The organism is Roseovarius sp. MBR-6, assembly GCF_040547525.1.
In the GTDB taxonomy this organism is placed as follows: domain Bacteria; phylum Pseudomonadota; class Alphaproteobacteria; order Rhodobacterales; family Rhodobacteraceae; genus Roseovarius.
The window spans coordinates 1-19748 of the sequence record NZ_JBEPPW010000006.1; the positions used below are offsets into that span (position 1 = coordinate 1).

At 64.6% G+C, this 19748-nt stretch carries 22 protein-coding genes and 1 tRNA gene; 8 read left to right on the top strand and 15 right to left on the bottom strand.

Annotated elements, in window-relative coordinates; genetic code table 11:
* Nucleotides 1–887 (top strand): AAA family ATPase (locus ABIE57_RS09395; protein ID WP_354538754.1); only part of this gene is annotated, 887 nt, incomplete at its 5' end.
* Nucleotides 888–1309: 422 nt separating this feature from the next.
* Here the strand turns inward: ABIE57_RS09395 and ABIE57_RS09400 are convergent.
* Both ABIE57_RS09400 and ABIE57_RS09405 read right to left on the bottom strand, forming a co-directional pair.
* Nucleotides 1310–1385 (bottom strand) — tRNA-Ala (locus ABIE57_RS09400).
* Between the two features lie 86 nt (nucleotides 1386–1471).
* Entirely contained in the window at nucleotides 1472–1795 is a 324-nt protein-coding gene (locus ABIE57_RS09405; RefSeq protein ID WP_354538755.1) for a TIGR02300 family protein, read from the bottom strand.
* Between the two features lie 111 nt (nucleotides 1796–1906).
* Between ABIE57_RS09405 and ABIE57_RS09410 the strand changes: the two genes are divergently transcribed.
* Nucleotides 1907–2596 (top strand): M48 family metallopeptidase, encoded by a 690-nt coding sequence (locus tag ABIE57_RS09410; RefSeq protein WP_354538756.1) that lies wholly within the window; start codon nucleotides 1907–1909, stop codon nucleotides 2594–2596.
* 30 nt (nucleotides 2597–2626) lie between these two features.
* Complete coding sequence (locus tag ABIE57_RS09415) at nucleotides 2627–3274, top strand: GntR family transcriptional regulator (RefSeq protein ID WP_354538757.1); 648 nt, start codon at nucleotides 2627–2629, stop codon at nucleotides 3272–3274.
* Between the two features lie 37 nt (nucleotides 3275–3311).
* On the opposite strand, the gene ABIE57_RS09420 is transcribed toward ABIE57_RS09415, so the two are convergent.
* Nucleotides 3312–4949, bottom strand: a complete 1638-nt coding sequence (locus ABIE57_RS09420; RefSeq protein WP_354538758.1) for an ABC transporter substrate-binding protein — start codon at nucleotides 4947–4949, stop codon at nucleotides 3312–3314.
* Between the two features lie 251 nt (nucleotides 4950–5200).
* Between ABIE57_RS09420 and aroC the strand changes: the two genes are divergently transcribed.
* Nucleotides 5201–6304: a chorismate synthase gene (gene aroC, locus ABIE57_RS09425; RefSeq protein ID WP_354538759.1), complete on the top strand. Its 1104-nt coding sequence runs from the start codon at nucleotides 5201–5203 to the stop codon at nucleotides 6302–6304.
* Nucleotides 6305–6358: 54 nt separating this feature from the next.
* Here the strand turns inward: aroC and ABIE57_RS09430 are convergent, their stop codons facing one another.
* The 6 genes from ABIE57_RS09430 to panB all read right to left on the bottom strand — a co-directional run bounded on the left by ABIE57_RS09430 (nucleotide 6359) and on the right by panB (nucleotide 10383).
* The gene (locus tag ABIE57_RS09430) at nucleotides 6359–7228 is read right to left on the bottom strand and encodes a DMT family transporter (RefSeq protein WP_354538760.1); all 870 of its coding nucleotides are present in this window, start codon (nucleotides 7226–7228) and stop codon (nucleotides 6359–6361) included.
* A gap of 162 nt (nucleotides 7229–7390) precedes the next feature.
* Nucleotides 7391–7729 carry a type II toxin-antitoxin system death-on-curing family toxin gene (locus ABIE57_RS09435; RefSeq protein ID WP_354538761.1) on the bottom strand — a complete coding sequence of 113 codons (339 nt, stop codon included), beginning with the start codon at nucleotides 7727–7729 and terminating at the stop codon, nucleotides 7391–7393.
* 34 nt (nucleotides 7730–7763) lie between these two features.
* Nucleotides 7764–7949 carry a hypothetical protein gene (locus ABIE57_RS09440; RefSeq protein ID WP_354538762.1) on the bottom strand — a complete coding sequence of 62 codons (186 nt, stop codon included), beginning with the start codon at nucleotides 7947–7949 and terminating at the stop codon, nucleotides 7764–7766.
* A 98-nt stretch (nucleotides 7950–8047) separates the two neighbouring features.
* Complete coding sequence (locus ABIE57_RS09445; RefSeq protein WP_354538763.1) at nucleotides 8048–8671, bottom strand: 2OG-Fe(II) oxygenase family protein; 624 nt, start codon at nucleotides 8669–8671, stop codon at nucleotides 8048–8050.
* A 45-nt stretch (nucleotides 8672–8716) separates the two neighbouring features.
* A complete protein-coding gene (gene panC, locus ABIE57_RS09450; RefSeq protein ID WP_354538764.1) occupies nucleotides 8717–9562 on the bottom strand; it encodes a pantoate--beta-alanine ligase in 846 nt (281 codons plus the stop codon).
* Nucleotides 9559–10383: a 3-methyl-2-oxobutanoate hydroxymethyltransferase gene (gene panB, locus ABIE57_RS09455; RefSeq protein ID WP_354538765.1), complete on the bottom strand. Its 825-nt coding sequence runs from the start codon at nucleotides 10381–10383 to the stop codon at nucleotides 9559–9561. Before panB ends, panC begins: the two co-directional genes overlap by 4 nt.
* A gap of 191 nt (nucleotides 10384–10574) precedes the next feature.
* On the opposite strand from panB, the gene ABIE57_RS09460 reads away from it, so the two are divergent.
* Nucleotides 10575–13082 (top strand): GcvT family protein, encoded by a 2508-nt coding sequence (locus ABIE57_RS09460; RefSeq protein WP_354538766.1) that lies wholly within the window; start codon nucleotides 10575–10577, stop codon nucleotides 13080–13082.
* A gap of 30 nt (nucleotides 13083–13112) precedes the next feature.
* On the opposite strand, the gene ABIE57_RS09465 is transcribed toward ABIE57_RS09460, so the two are convergent.
* From ABIE57_RS09465 to ABIE57_RS09480, 4 genes are all read right to left on the bottom strand, one after another.
* Complete coding sequence (locus tag ABIE57_RS09465) at nucleotides 13113–13850, bottom strand: glycoside hydrolase family 25 protein (protein WP_354538767.1); 738 nt, start codon at nucleotides 13848–13850, stop codon at nucleotides 13113–13115.
* Between the two features lie 82 nt (nucleotides 13851–13932).
* Nucleotides 13933–14274 carry a carboxymuconolactone decarboxylase family protein gene (locus ABIE57_RS09470; protein ID WP_354538768.1) on the bottom strand — a complete coding sequence of 114 codons (342 nt, stop codon included), beginning with the start codon at nucleotides 14272–14274 and terminating at the stop codon, nucleotides 13933–13935.
* A 73-nt stretch (nucleotides 14275–14347) separates the two neighbouring features.
* The gene (locus ABIE57_RS09475) at nucleotides 14348–15007 is read right to left on the bottom strand and encodes a DUF938 domain-containing protein (protein ID WP_354538769.1); all 660 of its coding nucleotides are present in this window, start codon (nucleotides 15005–15007) and stop codon (nucleotides 14348–14350) included.
* Nucleotides 15007–15942, bottom strand: a complete 936-nt coding sequence (locus tag ABIE57_RS09480; protein ID WP_354538770.1) for an aldo/keto reductase — start codon at nucleotides 15940–15942, stop codon at nucleotides 15007–15009. Before ABIE57_RS09480 ends, ABIE57_RS09475 begins: the two co-directional genes overlap by 1 nt.
* 105 nt (nucleotides 15943–16047) lie before the next feature.
* On the opposite strand from ABIE57_RS09480, the gene ABIE57_RS09485 reads away from it, so the two are divergent.
* From ABIE57_RS09485 to ABIE57_RS09495, 3 genes are read left to right on the top strand one after another with little or no spacing between them, the layout of a single operon-like run.
* Nucleotides 16048–16710, top strand: coding sequence for a phosphatidylserine decarboxylase (locus ABIE57_RS09485; protein WP_354538771.1), 663 nt, complete (start codon nucleotides 16048–16050; stop codon nucleotides 16708–16710).
* On the top strand, nucleotides 16707–17453 hold the full coding sequence (locus tag ABIE57_RS09490; RefSeq protein WP_354538772.1) for a CDP-alcohol phosphatidyltransferase family protein: 747 nt from the start codon (nucleotides 16707–16709) through the stop codon (nucleotides 17451–17453). The genes ABIE57_RS09485 and ABIE57_RS09490 overlap by 4 nt, the downstream gene beginning before the upstream one ends.
* A gap of 11 nt (nucleotides 17454–17464) precedes the next feature.
* Complete coding sequence (locus ABIE57_RS09495; RefSeq protein WP_354538773.1) at nucleotides 17465–18085, top strand: class I SAM-dependent methyltransferase; 621 nt, start codon at nucleotides 17465–17467, stop codon at nucleotides 18083–18085.
* Between the two features lie 7 nt (nucleotides 18086–18092).
* On the opposite strand, the gene ABIE57_RS09500 is transcribed toward ABIE57_RS09495, so the two are convergent.
* Nucleotides 18093–19085 (bottom strand): hypothetical protein, encoded by a 993-nt coding sequence (locus ABIE57_RS09500; protein WP_354538774.1) that lies wholly within the window; start codon nucleotides 19083–19085, stop codon nucleotides 18093–18095.
* Nucleotides 19086–19100: 15 nt separating this feature from the next.
* A complete protein-coding gene (gene greA / locus ABIE57_RS09505; protein WP_354538775.1) occupies nucleotides 19101–19571 on the bottom strand; it encodes a transcription elongation factor GreA in 471 nt (156 codons plus the stop codon).
* Between the last annotated feature and the right edge of the window lie 177 nt (nucleotides 19572–19748).

Genomic DNA, 19748 nt, shown 5'->3' on the forward strand with positions numbered 1-19748 from the left:
GGTGGGCGGATCCCCCGGAATCGGTGGGCGCATCAAATCGGAACGGGTGGGCGCATCAAATCGGAATCGGTGGGCGCATCATCCCGGAATACGCAGTCGGGAAGTCGCGCGAGCTCAACCGGCTTATTTCAAGGTTCAACGCATCAGACACTCTCATGCCCGACGGTCGCCCTGGGCGCATCATCAGCTGCAGTCTGTGGGGCCGGACGACTTGGAGGGAGCTCGGAAACACCACGCTGGAGGCTCTTGGCTATCCTGCTGAGGGTCGCCGCGATCAGACCTATATCTGGCGGGAAGTTCTTCGACAGGCCAAGCGGGAAGGTGTCGTGGGTATCCATTATGATGAGTGCCAGCACATGTTCACGGATACCGGGGAGGCTGCAAACCGCGTTGTTCTTGACAGCTTCAAGGCTCTTTTGAAGGAGCGGACTTGGCCAATGGTGCTAATTCTTTCGGGAGTGCCCGAGCTTGCGAAGCATATCGAAAAGGATCGCCCGACGGAGGATCGGCGACAGTTGAGGTTCCTTCTCACGCCGATCCATTTCGAGATGATCAATCCGTCCGAGGACATCCCCGAGCTGAACGCGCTGGCATACAGCTATGCAGAAAAGGCCGGCATTTTCTTTGACGATCTCTCCAACATGGACTTCTTCCAGCGACTTATTCACGGCTGCGCCTATCGCTGGGGTCTTGTGATTGAAATGATGATCGAGGCTTTCACGATCTGCGTCCTGACAGAGGACGCAAATGTTTCCATCAACCATTTCGTTGAGGCATTTTCCCGGATCTACGGACTGGCGCCGGGCTTTTCACCGTTTCTCATGCCGGACTACCGGGAAAGCTTCGACCCGGACAGGCTTATGGATATGCTGGACCGCGACCTCTGATATCGTATTTGTCGAGAGAAGACCGAGGCCCGCGTTTCGCGGGCCTTTTTTTGGCCCGAGCTTTAGGCAAAACTTTGCCATGGGTGTGCATGCTTATGCCGTAGATGTGCATGCTCATGGGGTCTGCCCAAAGTTTATACTTTTAAGTCACTGAAATACATAAGAAAAAATACTATGATTGTAGCGATCTGTGATTCGGTGTGCATTCTTATGCCGTATTAGCATCATTTCCCAATTGCCCCGCGCCTTGGCGCGTGGGTATGGCCAGCCGGGACTCCGCCTGTCACCACGGGGTTTTTGCAGTGGTTGGCGGAATCGAGATAACGCGTTCCGTGATGTTCTCGGCGTTTCGCATCATCATGCGACAAGCTCGCGCGTCACACCACTAAGACGTTTAGCCAACATACGGATCTGTAAGGCGATGGTGGAGCCTAGGGGGATCGAACCCCTGACCTCTTGCATGCCATGCAAGCGCTCTCCCAGCTGAGCTAAGGCCCCGTTATACCGGTCCGGTCCGGACCGTGCGCCGCTGATTAGACAAAGCGGCGGGCGGGATCAAGAGGAAAATCCCGCCCGGTTTCGCATTACAGGTCTTCGTCCGAGGCCACATCGGCGATATCGTCGAGCGAGACGTCGTCATCCTCGTCATCGTCGAGCAGATCGTCGTCGAGATCGACCTCGACCTCGTCGTCATCATCGATGAGATCCGCGTCATCACCGACGGCGGCGGCCTTGAGCTTTTTCGTGGCGGCATCCTCGGCATCGGGGGCCATGGAGCGGGTTTTTCCGGTGCTCAACTCCACGACCTCGCCGGTATAGGGGCTGACGATCGGGGTTTTGTTCAGGTCGTAGAAGCGCTTGCCGGTCGTCGGGCAGACACGCTTGACGCCCCATTCTTCTTTGGGCATGGGTGATCCTCTTTCAACTCGCTTGCACGCAATCCGGCTCCCCTGCCATAACCTTGAACGAGTGTCAAAGCCTTTGCGGCGCGGGTCGCGGGGCTGTATCCCGGAGCGCATATGGGCCAACATTTCCTTCCCGGCAACCCCCCTGTGACGGTCACCCTGCGGCGGTCGGCGCGCGCGAGGCGTATATCGCTGCGGGTTTCGGGGCTGGACGGTCAGGTGACCCTGACCGTGCCGCGCGGCGTCAGCGAGGCGGAGGCGCTCGGATTCGCGCGCACCAAGGCGGACTGGCTGCGCGGGCATCTCGCGTCGCGGCCCGAGGCGGTGATGGTGGGGCCGGGCGTGGTGCTGCCGGTCGAAGGCGTGGAGCGGCGGATCGAGCCCTCAGTCGGGCGGCAGGTGGTGCCGGGCGACGGCGTCCTGAGGGTGCCCGGCCCCGAGGACGTGCTGGCGCGGCGGCTGGAGGCGTGGCTGCGCGCGCGGGCACGGGACAGGCTGGCAGTGGCATCGGATCATTATGCGGGGCTTTTGGGGCGGCGCTTCTCGCGGCTCAGCCTGCGCGACACGCGCTCGCGCTGGGGCTCGTGTTCGTCGCGGGGCGCGCTCAGCTATTCCTGGCGGCTCATTCTCGCGCCGCCCGATGTTCTCGATTACGTGGCCGCGCATGAGGTGGCGCATCTGGCGGAGATGAACCATTCGCCTGCGTTCTGGGCGCTGGTGGCGCGTCTCTGCCCCGGGTATCAGGCACCGCGCGGCTGGCTTCGGCGCGAAGGCGCAGGCCTGCACCGGTATCGTTTCGATTGACCCGGCCGTGATTTGTGATCACATGAAGGGATGTTGATCACGCCGCGCTCCGATCCCTCTCCCATGGCCCATGACCGCGTGTATCGCGGGCTGCGGAGCCGCATCATGCATGGCGAGATCGGTCCCGGTCAGGCGCTGACGCTGCGCGGCATCGCCGCCGAATACGAGGTGTCCATGACACCCGCGCGCGAGGCGCTGCGCCGGCTTGTCGCCGAAGGGGCGCTCACGCTGTCAAGCTCGGGCCGCGTGGCGACGCCGGAGTTGAGCAACGAGCGGATCGAGGAACTGGCGGCGCTGCGCTCGCTGCTGGAGGTGGAACTGGCAAGCCGCGCGCTGCCGCGCGCGCATCTGGCGCTGATCGACCGGCTCCAGTCGATCAACGCCCGGATCGCCGAGGATATCGTCCATCAGGACGCGGTGGCCTATATCCGTCGAAATCTGGAGTTTCACCGCACGCTTTACTTGCGGGCGCAGGCACCCGCGATGCTGGCCATGGCGGAAACCGTCTGGCTGCAACTGGGACCGACCATGCGCGCGCTCTACGGGCGGCTGCGCAAGAAGGACCCGCCGCATTTCCATCGCCTGATGATCGCCGCGCTCAAGGCGGGTGACGAGCCCGGGTTGCGCCTTGCCGTGCGCTCGGATGTGACGCAGGGATTGCGGATGCTGGTGGGGTAGGGGGCCGCCCCGGCAAGGGCGGCCCCGTCGTGTCGGCTCAAGCGTCGAGCCAGACTTGCTCGTAATGCATCTCGCGGAACTGATGTGCGTTCACGTTCTTCACCCGGTCGGTATGGTGCAGCGCCTGGTTACGCCAGAACGGCTGGATGATCACGCCGCTGTCTTGCAACATTGCCTGCAATTTCGCCGAATATTCACGCCGTTTGTCGGCGTCGAACACCCCCAGAGCCTCGGCCAGAAGCGCGTCGAATTCCGGGTTTTCATGCCCGCTCTCGTTCCACGCCTCGCCCGAGCGATAGGCCAGGGCCAGCACCTGCACACCAAGCGGACGCGGGCCCCAATTCGTTGTGGAAAAGGGATATTTCGTCCAGTCGTTCCAGAAGGTGTTGCCCGGCATCACCGTGCGCTTGACGTTGAACCCCGCCTGCCGCAACTGCGCGCCGATGGCATCCGTCGTCGTGGTGCGCCAGTCGCCGTCGATCGAGATGATGTCGATCTCGGTTTCGGCATGGCCTGCCGCGCGGGCCATTTCGATGGCCTTGGCCGGGTCGGGCGCGACCTTGGGTAGTTCGGCATATTCCGGGTGGAACGGGGCGACATGGTGGTTTTCCGCCGGGATCCCCTCGTTGTTGATCGAGATGGCCAGCAGCACCTCGTTGTCACAGGCCAGTTGGATGGCGTTGCGCAAGTCCTTGCTGTCATAGGGGGGCGTGTCCATGCGCATCCGCGCGACGATGGTGTTGGCCGTGGGCTTCGATTGCTTGATCAGGCCGAGCGCGTCATAGGCCTCGATGAAATCGGCGGTGGATTCATCGTTGATGTCGATTTCGTCACCATCAAACGCCGCCACGATGGAGGCGTTATCCGTGCCGAAATCGAGGAAGCGAATCCCGTCGAGATAGACATCGCCGCCCCACCATTTGCCATCCGCGCGGCGCTTGACCTCGGCGGAGTTGCCGATTTCGATGGAGACAAGCTCGAACGGGCCGGTGCCGATGGGGGATTTGGCCAGATCGCTGTCATCGCCAAAGCTGCGATGCACGACGAGTGCCGGATAATCCGACATGCCCGCGATGAGCGTGATGTCGGGCTTGGGCAGGTTGAGGCGGACGGTGAAATCATCCACCCGTTCGATCGCGCCCTCAAGCGCCTTGTTGGTGTCGGGGTCGATGATGGTACCCATGCGCGAGGCCATGGAATTGCCCTCGACGGTCTTGTCGCACCAGCGGGTGAGGTTGTGGATCACGTCATCGGCGGTGAACTGGTCGCCATTGGTCCAGACCGCATTGCGGCGCACCTTGAGCGTGTAGGTTTTCGCGTCATCGCTCACCTCCCAGCCTTCCAGAAGCATCGGCTGAAAGCTGAAATCGGTGGCCCAGCGGACCAATGGTTCGCAGAACTGGCGGCTGATATTGCCCGGCTCGGTCCAGGCGAACTTGCGCGGGTCTGTGATCTCCAGGATGCGCGAGGCCACGCGCAACACGCCGCCGCGCTTGCCTTCCTGTGCGTTCACGGGCGTCGGTGCGGCCATCCCCAGAAGGCCGTAGGCCGCCGCCGACGAGGCGCCGAAGGTCGAGGCCAGCGCGATGAACTCGCGCCGGTCCAGCTTGCCCGCGCGCGCGTCCTCGGCGAGTTTCGCGACGACCGGACGAACGGTCTCTTGCGTGGTGGTCATGTCAATCTCCCTGTCTTGATGTGGCGTTCCGCCATTGTCGTTTTCATGCGGACATGTCGCGATTGTTACCAGAGAAAGACCAATGTGCCAATTTTTTGTCGGGCGCTTGCAGTGGTCGTTTTCCGTCCCGTCCGCGTCGCAAAGCCTAGCCTGATTCGAACCGCCGGATCGCCTGTTTGCGACAAAACCCCGCCAATTTGGCTTGAGGCGGGCGCGGGGCGGGGCTAGACGATCCCCAAAGGAGCCCGCCCATGAGCCTCAACACCTTCGGCCATCTTTTCCGCGTCACCACATGGGGCGAGAGCCACGGGCCGGCCCTCGGGGCCACGGTGGATGGCTGCCCGCCGGGTGTGACGATTGATGAGGCGATGCTTCAGCACTGGCTCGACAAGCGGCGTCCGGGCCAGAACAAGAACATGACCCAGCGACAGGAACCCGACGCGGTGCGCATCCTGTCGGGGGTCTACGAGGGCCAGACCACCGGCACGCCGATCCAACTGATGATCGAGAACACCGACCAGCGGTCACGCGATTACGGCGAGATCGCCCGCACGTTCCGGCCCGGCCATGCCGACCTGACCTATCACCTCAAATACGGCCTGCGCGATCCGCGCGGCGGCGGGCGCTCCTCGGCGCGAGAGACGGCGGCGCGGGTGGCGGCGGGCGGCGTGGCGCGCGCGGCGCTTGGGTCCCTTGTGCCGGGATTGGAGATCAAGGGCTATATGGTCGCCATGGGCGAGCTTGAACTGGACCGCGCGCGCTTTGACTGGGACGCCATCGAGGGCAATGATTTCTGGCTGCCCGATGCCGGGGCGGCAACCCTTTGGGAGGATTATCTGCAAAAACTGCGCAAGGATCACGATTCGGTCGGCGCGGTGATCGAGGTCGTGGCGCGCGGCGCGCCTGCGGGCCTCGGCGCGCCGGTCTATGGCAAGCTCGACACCGATCTCGCGGCCGCGATGATGTCCATCAACGCTGTCAAGGGCGTCGAGATCGGCGAAGGCATGGCCGCCGCGCGGCTGCGCGGCTCGGAGAATGCCGATGAGATATTCATGGGCGAGGACGGGCTTGAGTTTGGCTCGAACCATGCGGGCGGTATCCTCGGCGGCATTTCGACCGGACAGGAGATCGTCGTGCGCTTCGCGGTCAAGCCGACCTCTTCGATCCTGACGCCGCGCCGGTCGGTGACGGTGGACGGTCAGCCCATCGAGGTTGTCACGAAGGGCCGCCACGACCCCTGCGTCGGCATCCGCGCCGTGCCGGTGGCCGAGGCGATGATGGCCTGCGTGATCCTCGATCACCTGCTCCTGCATCGCGGTCAGGTGGGCGAGGGGCCGCGCGGGCGCATCGGCTAGGTCCGTTTTCTTGAAAAGAAAACGATTCGGGATTTTTTCAAAATCCCGGTCGCCTCAAATCCGGCGTTGCCGCGAAAGCTGCACGGCCAGAATGCCACCCATGATCACCAGCACGCCGATCAGGTCCCAAAGCCGCAGCGCCTCGCCCAGAAGCGCCGCCGCGATGGCCACGCCGAAGAACGGGTTGAGGAAATGGAAGGTGGCCCCGCGCGTGGCCCCGATCCGTTCGACCAGCAGGAACCACACGAGCGTGGCGGCAAGGCCGGGAATGAGCGTGGTGTAGGCGAAGGCGGCGACAAGCGTCCAACTCCATGTCACGTCAAGCGGCTCGATCAGGAGGCCCAGCGGCCCGACGATGGCCGCGCCCACAATCATCTGAAGGCCCACCACCATCAGGAAATTCCCGCCCGAGGCTGCGCCGCGCACCGACAGCGTGGCAAAGGCCAGCGCAAAGACCGCGATCACGCAGAGACCCACGCCGTAAAGGTCCATCCCGCCCTGAAACCGCGCGCCCATGATGATCGCCACACCGCCCAAGCCCGCGAAGAGGCCGATAATCCCGATCTTGCTCAGCCGCTCGCCCATGAAGGCCCAGGCGAAGAACCCCACCAGAAGCGGCATGGTCGAGGCGATGATGGCGGCGAGCGAGGCCTCGATGGTCTGCATCGCCACGAAATTGAGCCCGAGATAGAGCGCGTTCTGGCACACCCCGAAGATGATCGTGGCGCGCCATTGCGACCGCGTGAGACGCCAGCTTTGCCCCAGCAATCCCGCAATCGCGATGCCCAGCAGCCCCGAGATGAGGAAGCGCAGACCAAGCGCCGTCAGCGGCGGGGCGGCGGCGACGATGATCCGCGCCGAGGTGAAGGCCGACGACCACATGAGGGCAAAGGCCAGCCCCATGCCGAGCGCGCGCAGATCCATGACCGTCTCCTGCCCCTCAATCGCCCCAGGTGTAGTTGAAGCTCACGCCGGTTTTGTGGTGTTCCGTAATGTTGGCAGGCGCTTCATGGCGCGTCCAAAAGTCTTGAACCGACACGCGGATGGAGTGAGACCCAACCACTCGCCAGCAAACCGCCCCCCACTTCAGAGCTTAACCAAGCGCTCTTCGAACCATGCGCAAAGCGCAGCAAAATCGACGCTCCCATCTGCTACGCCTACAACGAGGTCGTCTATCGGTTCATTTTCATCTATCGTCAACATGTAGCCACTCCGCTCGATCAGGATTTCCACCAGAAGCCAAGCGGTTCGTTTGTTGCCATCCACGAACCCGTGGTTTCCGACTATGCTCTCAAGCAAGGCTGCGGATTTTCGGTGGATTGGTCGGTGATACCCGGAATAGGGACGGCCCAGGGCGGATTCGATCAGCGTGAGGTTGCTGACGCCGCCCAGGCCGCCATATCGCAACGCCTCGTCATGCGCCATGATCGCATCCGCAAGCGTCACCCTGTAATGTCGGCTACCGATCAGCCAACCGCTTCAGCGCGGACTTTCGCCGCTCCGAAGCTTCCTTTATCACTTGGGCCGTTTTAGCCCCCGATTTCGACGTAACGGAGGATGTGCCGACCTCGGCCAGTCGCCCGGTTATCTCGTGTCGCACGAGATAACCGCCCTTCACCGTGGTTTTTTTCAGATTCGTAGCCATGCACATCTCCTGCCACCACCGCAAATATGGAAAGGGTCCTCTGGTTTGGCAAGCGGCATCTCGGCAACTCGTCATTGAGAGCCGCTTTACCCCGCCTCTCAATCGCCCCAGGCGTAGTTGAAGCTTACGCTGATGCGGTCCTCTTCGGACATGTTCATGGGCACCTCGTGGCGCAGCCACGATTCCCACAAGAGCACGTCGCCCACCTGCGGCTTCACATAGACAAAGCCGCGCATCTCCTGCCGCGCATCCTTGCGCCGGGGCGGGGCAGCCATCATCCGGGCCGAGCGCGGATCCTCGAGCTTGAGCGCCGAGGCCCCCTCGGGCATGGTCACATAGGTGGTGCCGGAAATCACCGAATGAGGGTGGATATGGCTGGAATGCATGCCCCCCTCCGGCAGGATGTTGATCCAGATATCTTCAAGCCGGAGCGTCTGATCCCCCAGATCGAATTGCAGGTCCTGCGCGAATTCCGCGACATGGGCATCCAGTGCCTTGACCAGATCGGCGAAGATCGGAAAGCGCCAGGGCAGGTCGGTGAGCGAGGCATAGGAGGTATAGCCGGGATAGCCTTCGGTCTCGCACCAGGTTTGGCCCGCCTCGTCATCCTCGGCGATGGAATAGCATGACGCCTCAAGCTCTTGCGCGTCGATGGCGGGGTCGTGCGCGCCAAGGCGTGCACGATAGAGGCGGGTCACGAAGAGCGAGTCGATCTCTGGCATGAAACCGGTGTAGCGCAGCCCTGCGGCGAAGGCGAGAGGGGCGCCTCAGGCGACGGCGATATTGTCGATGAGCCGCACACCCGCCAGCCACGCAGCGGCAAAGAGACGGGCGGGACGGTCAGGCATGTCGAGGGCCGAAAGATCGTCCTGCGCGCGCAGATCGAGGTAATCGGCCCCGGTGAATCCGGCCCTGTCCAGCCGTCTGAGCGCCGCGTCGCGCAGCGGCGAAAAGGGTTGGCCCGCGCGCAGCCCAAGGGCGATCGCCTCCATCTCCTCATGCAGGCGCGGGGCCATGGTGCGCGCGCGATCCGACAAGAGCAGGTTGCGCGAGCTGAGCGCCAGCCCGTCGATGTCGCGGATCGTCGGACAGCCATGCACGGTGACGGGCAGATCAAGATCGGCGGCCATGCGGCGCACCACCAGAAGCTGTTGATAATCCTTCTCGCCGAAAAACGCATCCGTGGCGGCGGTCTGGGTAAAAAGCTTGGTCACGACGGTGGCCACCCCGTCGAAATGGCCGGGCCGCCACGCCCCTTCCATCACGTCCGTCAGACCGCTGACCGACACGGTGGTGGCAAAGGCGGGGGGATACATCTGGTCGCCCTCCGGCACCCAGAGCGCATCCACGCCAAAGCGTTCGAGCTTGCGCGCGTCCTCAACCTCGGTGCGGGGGTAGTTTTCAAGATCGGCAGGGTTGTTGAACTGCTTGGGGTTGACGAAAATCGTCACGATCACCCGGTCACACACCGCCTTCGCCGCTGCCACCAGCGAGAGATGCCCGTCATGCAGCGCGCCCATGGTGGGCACCACGCCGATCCGCTCTCCGGCCCGGATCCAGGGGCGGGTGGCGGCGCGCAGATCATCAAGGCGGCGCAGGATCGGCGCGCTCACCGTGGTGCCTCGTCGGCAAAGCCGTGCTCGGGCGCGGGAAAGCTGCGCGCGCGCACCTCCTCGGCATAGGCGGCAATGGCCGCCTCGCCATCCTGTCCCAGGCTGGCATAGCGTTTGACGAATTTGGGCTTGAACGCGGTGAAAAGGCCCAGCATGTCATCGACGACAAGGATCTGCCCGTCACAACCCGCGCCCGCGCCGATGCCGATGGTGGGAATGGGTATCTCGGCGGTGATCCGTTGGGCAAGGCCTGAGGGCAGTTTTTCGAGCACCACCGAGAAGGCCCCCGCCCCGGCCACGGCGCGCGCGTCCGAGAGAAGCGCCTCGGCGGCGGCCCCGCGCCCCTGCACCTTGTAGCCCCCCAGCGTGTTGACCGATTGCGGCGTGAGGCCGATATGCGCCATCACCGGCACGCCGCGGGTCACGAGAAAGGCAATCGTCTCGGCCATGTGCCGCCCGCCTTCGAGCTTGACCGCCGCCGCGCCGGTTTCGCGCATCAGCGTTGCGGCATTGCGGAACGCCTGCGCCGGGCTTTCCTCGTAGCTGCCGAAGGGCATGTCGATCACCAGCATCGCGCGCGAAAGGCCGCGCGCCACCGCCTTGCCGTGCAGGATCATCATCTCCATCGTCACGCCCAGCGTCGAGGGCAGGCCGTGGAGCACCATGCCGACGCTGTCACCGACGAGGACAAAGTCGCACGCGGCATCCATCATCCGCGCCATCGGCGTGGTATAGGCGGTCAGACTGACGATGGGCGCACCGCCCTTCATCGCCCGGATATCATCGGGGAGGGGGGCGGATTTGCGGGCGGTGGCGCTCATGGCGGAGCCTCTGGGGTATTCTGCGATGCGGCGCACGCTATCAAGCCGCGCGGGGAATATCCACACCCCATGTTTTGCCGCGCAAATCCCGCCGCTGCGTCGCTTTCGGACTGCGTTGGGTCGGATGGGCTTCGCGCCGTCTGGCAGGACTGGTAAACATCCGGGGAAATGCCTGAACGGAGTCGGCGCACATGAAAACATCGGTCAAAGCCCTCGTCGTCGGCGGCGGGGCCGTCGGAACCTCCATCGCCTATCATCTGGCCCGCGCGGGCTGGGACGATGTCATGCTCTTGGAGCGCGACGAGTTGACCTCCGGCTCCACATGGCACGCGGCGGGGCTTCTGCCGCTCTTCAACATGTCCTTTGCCACGACCCATATCCACAAGTATTCGGTCGAGTTCTACAAGACGCTGGAGGCCGAGACAGGGCTCAATGCCGGGTTCGCCGTTGTGGGCAACCTGCGGATGGCCCAGACGCAAGAGCGCATGGACGAATACATGCTCTACGCCTCGACCGCCGAGACATGCGGCGTGCCCTACGAGTGGCTGACGCCCGACGAGATCAAGGCGCGCTGGCCGCTGATCAACACCGAGGACCTGAAAGGCGCGCTTTACCACAACACCGACGGCTACATTAATCCCGCCGACGTGACGCAGGCGATGGCCAAGGGCGCGCGCCAGCGCGGCGTGATGATCGAGCGCAAGTGGCAGGCCGATGCGTTTCACTGGAATGGCACCCATTGGGACGTCACCTGCACGAAGATGGTGGAACGGGGGGGCAACCTCGTCGCCTCTGACGAGCAGATCACCATCACCGCCGAACATGTCGTGACCGCCAGCGGCAACCATGCCCAGACCACCGCGAAAAAGCTGGGCATCAAGATCCCCGCTATCCCGGTGGAACACCAGTTCATCGTGATGGATCAGGACCCGGCATTGGTCGCGTATCGCGCGGGTGGCGGTCGGGAACATCCCGTCATCCGCGACGCCGACGCGCAGAGCTATGTGCGCGAAGAGCGTGGCGGCTGGATCTTGGGCGTTTACGAGAAGAACGCCCCCGCCTGCTTTGAATATGGCGTGCCCGACAGCTTTCGCGCCGACCTCTTCCCGCTGGCGCTGGAGCGGATCGAAGAGCAATACATGGCGATGATCCACCGTATTCCGTCCTGCGAGGAGTCGGGCCTCAAGGATGATTTCAACGGCCCGATCTGCTACACGCCCGATGGCAACCCGCTGGTCGGCCCCGCGCCGGGCTTGCGCAACATGTGGCTGGCCGAGGGCTTCAGCTTTGGCATCACGGCGGCGGGCGGCACGGGCTATTACCTCGCGCAACTGATGGTCAATGGCGAGGCCGAGATCGACATGGCGAGCCTTGATCCCAAGCGCTATTCGTCAAACTGGATGACGACCGAGTTTGCGGCGCGCAAGAACGAAGAGTGCTACGATCACGTCTATATCCTGCATCACCCGGATGAAGAACGCCCCGCCTGCCGCCCCTTGCGCACCTCGCCCGCCTACGGGCGCCAAAAGGCGCGCGGCGCGCAGTTCGGTTTTGTGAATGGCTGGGAACGCCCCAACTATTACGGGCCGCTCGATGCACCGGAAAACTTCGACCACGACGCCCGCAGCTTTCGGCGCGGCGGCTGGTGGCAATATGCGGTGGAAGAGGCACGCGCGATCCGCGAGGGCGTGGGCCTGATCGACGCCACCGCCTTTTCCAAGCATATGGTCAAAGGGCCGGGGGCGACCGCGTTCCTCGACTGGTTCACCTGCAACAAGCTGCCACGCGTGGGCCGCATCAACCTGACCTATGCGCTCACCGATCACGGCACGACGCGGACGGAATACACCATCGTGCGCCTGAAAGAGCACGAATATTACCTCGTCTCCGCCGGGGCCTGGACGGAATACGATGCCGATTACCTGCGCAAATCGGCCGAGGACATGGCATCCGAGTTCGGCTATATCGAGATTCAGGATGTCACGACCCAATGGGGCGTTTTCGCCATCGCCGGGCCGAAATCGCGCGATGTTCTGCGCGAGGTGATCAAGGATGCCGACCCGGCAACCGCGCTGTCCAACAAGCGCTTCCCCTGGCTTTCCGCACAGCGGATCGAGTTGGGCATGTGCCCCGTGAATGCCATCCGCGTGGCCTATACCGGCGAATTGGGCTGGGAATTGCACCACCCCATCGAGATGCAGACCTATCTTTTCGACCTGCTGGAAAAGGCGGGCGAGGCGCATGGCATGAAGCTGGTGGGCGCGCGCGCGCAGAACTGGCTGCGGCAGGAGAAAAGCTATCGCGCCTTTGGCAATGAATTGGGCCGCGACGCCACGCCGCTGGAGGCCGATCTGCCCCGCTTCGTGGACCTTGAGAAAGAGTTCCGCGGCAAGGCCGGGCTGGTGGCAACGGGTGTGCGCTCCAAATGCTGCACGCTGCTGATCGACGGGCCCGAAGATGCCGATCCCTGGGGCCGCGAGGTGCTTTACACCCCCGAGGGCGAGCGGGTGGGCCGCCTCACCTCTGGCGGCTATTCGGTGGCGTTCGGCAAATCCATCGGCATGGGCTATGTCCGGCCTGAACTGGCGGTCGAGGGCACAAGGCTCAAGGTCAAGATGCTCGACCGGCTCTGGGATGCGACCGTCACCTGCGACAGCCCCTATGATCCGAGGAACGAGACCATCCGCAAGGATGGATGAGCCAGGTAGGGGGTGCCGTCGGGTGCCCCCTTATTTTTCATGCTGGCGCAACCACCTGCGCCACGCGCCCTCCGACCCGCGAAAGACGTTGATATCGACGCCGCCTTCCACCCCCGGCACGATCCCGGTGCCGGTATATTGCCAGAACACCCAAGGCTGACCCGGATAGATCTGATCGGGGGTTTTTGCGACTGCGCGCAACCAGAATTCCGCCCGCACCTGCCCGATGCCGGTCTGTGCGTAGAATTCCGGCGTGGTGTAGATGATCGGGCGCTGGCCGTAATGCCGCTCGACGATATCAAGGAAAATTTCCGCCTGCCTGCGCACCTCCGCCCCCGGCGGGCGCACCGTGCAGGTGGGTGAGAACGGGTTCCATTCCAGATCGAGCACGGGTGGCAGCATCTTGCCCCTGCGCGGCACGTTGCGGATGAACCATTGCGCCTGCACCTCCGGTGCCGTGCAGAAATAATAGAAGTGGTAGGCCCCGCGCGGCACGCCATGACGCGCGGCCAATTGCCAGTTGCGGTCGAACTGCGGATCCTTGAGGTCCCCGCCCTCGGTCGCCTTGATGAAGGCAAAGGCCACTCCCGAGACCGCCATCCGCCGCCAGTCGATCTCGTTCTGAAAGCGCGCCACGTCGATGCCATGGACCGGATAGCTGGCAGGGCCGCGCGGGCCGAAATCCACCGGGTCGTAATCGCCGAAGCGGCTCGCCGCCAGCGCGGGCAGAGCGGCAAGCAACAGGCAGACGGACAGGATACGCAGCATCGGTGGGGGTCTCCGGGCTTGGGGCCTGAGACCCATCCTAAACACCTCTTGCGGACCGGTCAGCAGATTTCGCGCGCCGCGCTCAGCCCCTGGCCGACAATTCGTCGAAACAGGCCAGCGCGTGGGCGGCATACATCATTGCCGGGCCGCCCCCCATCTGGATCGACATTGCCAGAACGTCGCCCACTTCCTCGCGGGTGGCCCCGGCGCGCAGCAGCGCCTCGACATGCAGCCCGATGCAGGGCTCGCAGCGGATCACGATGGACATGCCGAGCGCGAGGAACTCCTTGGTCTTGACGTCGAGCGTGCCGCCTTCCTTGACCGCCTTGCCGAGGCCCCCGAAGGCACGGGCCGTTTCGGGGATAAGCGCGTTGAGCGCGCGCAATTCGGTTCTTTGGCCGTCAATCGTGTCTTGCCAGTTCATCTCCGCGTCCTTTTGCCTGCGTGATCCTGCCGTTGCAGAAACCACCGGCGGCGGCACGGGGCCTTGATCCAGATCAGGCGCAGTGGCGCGCGGCGAGAAGAAGGTTGTTGGCGGGCATGTCGCGCGGTGCTTGCGGCATCAGACCGGCCGCGCGCAACCAGTCCGTGACATCGGCCACGTCCTTGTAGCCGATTTCGGGGTCCTGAGCGACAAGGCTGGCGTGAAAGCGCGCGTCGCCTTCGGATGTGGCCGTGCCGTCCCTCAGGAACGGGCCGTAGAGCACGAACCGCCCACCGGGGCCAAGCGCCTGAGCGGCTTCCGCGATCAGGGTCCGTGCCTCCCCGGTGCTGATGAGATGCAGCAGGTTGACCAGCACGATGAGCGCCTGACCGGGATGCACCGCCCCCCAGCCCGGCGCGGTGGCGTCAAGGGCGATGGCCGCGCGCAGATTGGGCAGCGCGGCCTCTGCCACATGAAGGTCGATGCTGGCGCGGCGCACGGGGTCGATCTCGGTTGGTTGCCAGACAAGGCGGGGCAGGGCGCGCGCGAAACCCACCACATGCTGGCCGGTGCCGCTTGCAATCTCCAGCGCGGGGCCGGTCGCGGGGGCGATGGCGGCAAGCGCCTCTGTGATCGCCTCGGCATTGCGCGCGGCGGAGGGCGCGAAAAGCTTGCCGCCCGTCTCCCCCTCGGCGATCGAGGCGCTGTCGGGCAGGTTGAGACGGCGCGGCATCAGACCTCCTCCGTTCGGTCGGTGGCGGGGGGCGGCGCGGGAATGAGCGCCGAGAGCCGGTTAAAGAGCGCCGGGTCCATATCGAAATCGAGCGCGGCCAGCGACGGGCCAAGCTGCGCGGGCGCGGAGCCCGAGATGATCGGCACCGCGCCGAGCGGATGCCGCGCCACCCATGCCACGGCGAGCGTGGCGGGATCGGTCCCCACCTCCCTGGCAATCGTCGCCAGATCGGCGGCGGCCCGGTGCAGGTGATCGCCTGCGTAGCGCGCCGCATACATCCGGTTTTCGGTGATCCGCCCGCCCTCGCCACGCGCGTATTTCCCGGTCAGAAGCCCGCCCGCAAGCGGCGAATAGCAGGCCGCGACCATCCCCTCGGCCTGCGCCATGGGCAGGATCTCGACCTCGGCCTGACGTTTCACGAGGTTGAACATCGGTTGCAGGATCGAAATGGCAAGGCCCATCCGTTCGGCGATGCAGGCGGCCTTCATCACCTGCCAGGCGGCGAAATTCGACAGGCCGACATGGTCGATCTGGCCGCGCTGGCGCAACTCCGCGAAGGTCTCCATCGTCTCTTCGAGCGGGGTGTCGGGGTCGAACCGGTGGAGATAGAGCACCTCTACCCGGTCCATGCCGAGGCGGCGGCGCGAGGCGTCGAACTGCGCCAGCATGGTGGCGCGGCTGGCCCCGGATGCGTGCCCGACCTTGGTGGCGATCACCAGACGGTCCCGCACAGGGGCGGCGAGGCGACCCAGGATCGTCTCGGACGCGCCGTCGGTATAGATATGCGCGGTGTCGAAATGGGTGATGCCTGCCGCAAGGCAGGCCTCGAACATGGCCTTTGAGGCGGCCTCGTCGGCCTTGCCGCCGAATTGCATCGTGCCAAAGGCAAAGCGGCTTGCCTTGGTGCCGTCGGGGGAGGTGATGTGCTCTTTCATGCGCCAGAGGGTGCCATGCGCGCGCTGCGTTGAAAAGGTGTCACCTTGCATTGAACGGGCAGGGGGCTTAGGCGATGAACCATCGACCGCAGAGGACCGACGCCCATGAAGATGCACGAGACATTCATCAAGCCGATGCACCCGGAAGGGCGCAAGTTTGTCGGCGTTTTCACGGCGATCACGCTGGTCCTGTTCCTGATCTGGGAGCCGCTGGGCTGGCTGGGTGCGGGCCTGACAGTGTGGTGCTACTATTTCTTCCGCGACCCCGAGCGCGTGACGCCCGCGCGTCCGGGCCTGATCATCAGCCCCGCCGACGGGATCGTGTCGCTGATCGAACAGGTGGCGCCGCCTGCGGAACTGGGCCTGCCCGATGTGCCGCTCACGCGGGTGAGCGTGTTCATGTCGGTGTTCAACTGCCATGTGAACCGCGCGCCGGTTGAGGGCACGGTCACGAAGATCGCCTATCGCCCGGGCAAATTCCTCAATGCCTCGCTGGACAAGGCCAGCGAGGATAACGAGCGCAACGGCATCGTCATCGAGATGTCCGATGGCCGCCTGTTGCCGGTGGTGCAGATCGCGGGGCTGGTGGCGCGACGGATCGTCTGTTTCGTGCGCGAGGGCGAAAGCGTGGCGCGCGGGGGACGGTTTGGGCTGATCCGCTTCGGCTCTCGGCTCGATGTCTACCTGCCCGAAGGCGTCACGCCGCTGGTGCGGGTGGGACAGACGATGGTGGCAGGCGAGTCGGTGATCGCGGAGTTGACCGCATGACCGAGACGCCGCGCCCGCCCCGCAAGGAGGTCACGCTCGCGCAGCTTTTGCCCAACATGCTCACCGTGGCGGCGATCTGCGCCGGGATCACGGCGATCAGGTTGGGGGTGCAGGGCGATTATGTGCGCGCGGTGCAGCTTCTGCTGATCGCGGCGGTGCTTGACGGGCTCGATGGGCGGCTGGCGCGGCTGTTGCGCAGCACGTCGGCCATGGGGGCCGAGCTTGATTCGCTGGCGGATTTCCTCAATTTCGGCGTCGCCGCCCCGCTGGTCATCTATTACTGGGGTTTGCAGGACGCGCGGCACGCGGGCTGGATCGCGGTGTTGTTCTTCGCGGTCTGCTGCGTGATGCGGCTGGCGCGGTTCAACGTAAGCGCGCGCGAAGAGGGGGCCAAGGGCGGATCGGGCGCCTATTTCTCCGGCCTGCCGTCGCCTGCGGGGGCGCTTCTGGCGATGCTGCCGATGTTCGTCACCTTCGCCCTGCCGGGCATGTCGCATCCGCCCGCCGCGCTGGTCGGGATTTACATGGCGGGGGTCGGCCTTCTGATGATCTCGCCGGTGCCGGTCTGGTCGTTCAAGAAGACGCGGATCTCGCGCGAGAACGTCAAGTTCTTCCTCTTGGGCTTTGCCTGTGTCGCTGCCGCGTTGGTGATTTTCACATGGGGCGCGCTGATCGTTCTTTGTCTTGCCTATATCGCCATGGTGATCTGGGCGGCGCTGGTGTGGTATCCGAGAAACAAGTGAGGTCAGAAACGATGGAGCTTGATGCCGTCCGCAATTCATATGCAAGATGGGCCCCGGTCTATGATGCGACCTTCGGCAAGATCACCAATCAAGGGCGGCGCGCGGCGGTGGCGCATATCAACGCGCGCGGCGGCGATGTGCTCGAGGTGGGGGTCGGCACGGGCCTTTCGCTGGAAACCTACGGCCCGCATCTGCGCGTGACCGGCGTGGATTACAGCCCCGCGATGCTGCGCAAGGCGCGCGGGCGGGTGGCGCGGCTGGGGCTGGCCAATGTCGCGGCGCTGCGGCGGATGGACGCGCGCAAGCTCGATTTCCCCGATGCAAGTTTCGATACCGTCGCGGCAATGCATGTGCTGTCGGTCGTGCCCGAACCCGAGCGCGTGATGGCCGAGATCGCCCGCGTGCTGCGCCCCGGCGGGCAGGTCGTCATCACCAACCATTTCAAGCACGAGCGCGGGGTCTGGGCCGGTCTGGCCCGCGCGGCGGCCCCGCTCGAGCGGGTGCTGGGCTGGCATTCGGACTTCGAGATCGAAACGGTGCTGCGCGAAGCCTTGCTCAAAGTGGTCGACCGGCGCGATCTGCCGCCGATGGGCATGATGACATTCCTCGTGCTGGAAAAGCGCCAAGGCTGAACCGCGTTCAGTCGAACGTGCCCGCCACCCGCCCGAGCAGCATGAAGGCGCGCGCGGTGCGGGTGTCGGAGAGCTCCGAGAGTTCGGCATCCGAAGCCGTCTTGGCGAATTGAGAGATCATCCGGTCGAAAAGCCGCAGGAAATGATGCGCCGCGTCGCGGAAAATCGTGTCCTGCTTCATGCGCGCCGCCGTCAGCGCCAGCGACGAGCGATCCCGGATCCCGCCGAGCGCGGCGATGGTGCGCCCGCGCTCTCCGGCGGCGAAGCGTCGCCAGATTTCGGGGCGGGCCATGTCGGGACGAAGATCGTCCATGTAGATGCCGTCCTGCGACAGCAGCGTGAGCACGTCCTGCGCGGCGCGGATGAGTTGCGCGGTGGGGCGGTCCTTGAGCGCGCGGCGCAGCGCGGTGAACCCGGCCTTGTCCTCGGGGCTTTCGGGAAAATTCAGCGCGCGGATGAAATCGGGGCGCTCCAGCGGGGGCGTGACCTCCTCCATCGGGGTGCCGAGCGGCAGCGCCACCTGATCGCCGAGGGCGACAGGCGGAGGCGGCGCAGGGCGCACGGGGCGTGCCTCGGTTTGATGCACCCGCACCGAGGAAAACGTCGCCAGCGCGGTTTCTGTCTTGCGCTGCGCGGCGACGATCTCATCAAGTTTTTGCGCCACGATCTTGTCCACGGTGGCACCAAGAGATTGATTTTGCGCGATATAGGCGTCGCGGATACCGTCTATGGCGGCGCGCAGGCGCGCGCTCTCCTCGCGCATGGTGCGGCTGGCGCGGGCGGCGGTGGCCCCCACCCAGAGCAAGGCCACCGGCATGAATATGGCGATGAGCACCGTCACGAAATGCAGCGCCGCGCCACCGTCCGGCCCCCTCGGGGCCAGCGCGAGAAACCACAGCGCGGATCCGGCCAGCCACATGATCGACAGCACCGCAGCGGCCACTTCGACAGAGGTCAAGGGCGCACGCGTCGCGGGCTTGGGGTCTGGTTGTCGGGCCATGGGCTGGGTCGCCTGTCAGATATAGGCGACCTTTATCACCTCGTAGGCGCGGTCGCCACCCGGCGTGCGCACTTCGACGCTGTCGCCCGCTTCCTTGCCGATGAGCGCGCGGGCAATGGGCGATTTCATGTTCAGAAGCCCGGCCTCGATGCTGGCTTCATGCTCGCCCACGATTTGCCAGGTGTGTTCCTCGCCCGTGTCCTCGTCCACAAGCGTCACCGTCGCGCCGAACTTGATCGCGCCCGACAGCTTTTTCGGGTCGATCACTTCGGCGAGGCTGAGAACCCCCTCGATTTCCTTGATCCGGCCCTCGATGAAGGACTGCTTTTCCTTGGCCGAGTGATATTCGGCATTCTCCGACAGATCGCCGTGCTCGCGGGCTTCGGCGATGGCGCGGATGATGGCCGGACGCTCGACCGACTTGAGCTGCTTGAGCTCTTTTTCCAGTGCGGCGTGGCCGCCTGCGGTCATCGGGATCTTTTCCATGCCACTTGTCCATTGTCAAAAGCGGGGCCGCGCAATGCCGGGCCCCGTCAGTGTCGTTTCCACGTTTGAACGAGATTGCACGAAGCACGCGCCCGATTGCAAGAGCCGATGCGCGCGCGGCCCGATTCCGCGCATTCGCGTGACAAATTGCCGGATTTGGCGCGGCATAACGTCGTG

Excerpts from the sequence above, each read along its gene's own strand:
- ABIE57_RS09405 (WP_354538755.1), bottom strand. The coding sequence starts at position 1,795 with ATGCCCAAAGAAGAATGGGGCGTCAAGCGTGTCTGCCCGACGACCGGC.
- ABIE57_RS09410 (WP_354538756.1), top strand. The coding sequence starts at position 1,907 with ATGGGCCAACATTTCCTTCCCGGCAACCCCCCTGTGACGGTCACCCTG.
- ABIE57_RS09415 (WP_354538757.1), top strand. The coding sequence starts at position 2,627 with ATGTTGATCACGCCGCGCTCCGATCCCTCTCCCATGGCCCATGACCGC.
- ABIE57_RS09420 (WP_354538758.1), bottom strand. The coding sequence starts at position 4,949 with ATGACCACCACGCAAGAGACCGTTCGTCCGGTCGTCGCGAAACTCGCC.
- aroC (WP_354538759.1), top strand. The coding sequence starts at position 5,201 with ATGAGCCTCAACACCTTCGGCCATCTTTTCCGCGTCACCACATGGGGC.
- ABIE57_RS09430 (WP_354538760.1), bottom strand. The coding sequence starts at position 7,228 with ATGGATCTGCGCGCGCTCGGCATGGGGCTGGCCTTTGCCCTCATGTGG.
- ABIE57_RS09435 (WP_354538761.1), bottom strand. The coding sequence starts at position 7,729 with ATGGCGCATGACGAGGCGTTGCGATATGGCGGCCTGGGCGGCGTCAGC.
- ABIE57_RS09440 (WP_354538762.1), bottom strand. The coding sequence starts at position 7,949 with ATGGCTACGAATCTGAAAAAAACCACGGTGAAGGGCGGTTATCTCGTG.
- ABIE57_RS09445 (WP_354538763.1), bottom strand. The coding sequence starts at position 8,671 with ATGCCAGAGATCGACTCGCTCTTCGTGACCCGCCTCTATCGTGCACGC.
- panB (WP_354538765.1), bottom strand. The coding sequence starts at position 10,383 with ATGAGCGCCACCGCCCGCAAATCCGCCCCCCTCCCCGATGATATCCGG.
- ABIE57_RS09460 (WP_354538766.1), top strand. The coding sequence starts at position 10,575 with ATGAAAACATCGGTCAAAGCCCTCGTCGTCGGCGGCGGGGCCGTCGGA.
- ABIE57_RS09465 (WP_354538767.1), bottom strand. The coding sequence starts at position 13,850 with ATGCTGCGTATCCTGTCCGTCTGCCTGTTGCTTGCCGCTCTGCCCGCG.
- ABIE57_RS09470 (WP_354538768.1), bottom strand. The coding sequence starts at position 14,274 with ATGAACTGGCAAGACACGATTGACGGCCAAAGAACCGAATTGCGCGCG.
- ABIE57_RS09475 (WP_354538769.1), bottom strand. The coding sequence starts at position 15,007 with ATGCCGCGCCGTCTCAACCTGCCCGACAGCGCCTCGATCGCCGAGGGG.
- ABIE57_RS09480 (WP_354538770.1), bottom strand. The coding sequence starts at position 15,942 with ATGAAAGAGCACATCACCTCCCCCGACGGCACCAAGGCAAGCCGCTTT.
- ABIE57_RS09485 (WP_354538771.1), top strand. The coding sequence starts at position 16,048 with ATGAAGATGCACGAGACATTCATCAAGCCGATGCACCCGGAAGGGCGC.
- ABIE57_RS09490 (WP_354538772.1), top strand. The coding sequence starts at position 16,707 with ATGACCGAGACGCCGCGCCCGCCCCGCAAGGAGGTCACGCTCGCGCAG.
- ABIE57_RS09495 (WP_354538773.1), top strand. The coding sequence starts at position 17,465 with ATGGAGCTTGATGCCGTCCGCAATTCATATGCAAGATGGGCCCCGGTC.
- ABIE57_RS09500 (WP_354538774.1), bottom strand. The coding sequence starts at position 19,085 with ATGGCCCGACAACCAGACCCCAAGCCCGCGACGCGTGCGCCCTTGACC.
- greA (WP_354538775.1), bottom strand. The coding sequence starts at position 19,571 with ATGGAAAAGATCCCGATGACCGCAGGCGGCCACGCCGCACTGGAAAAA.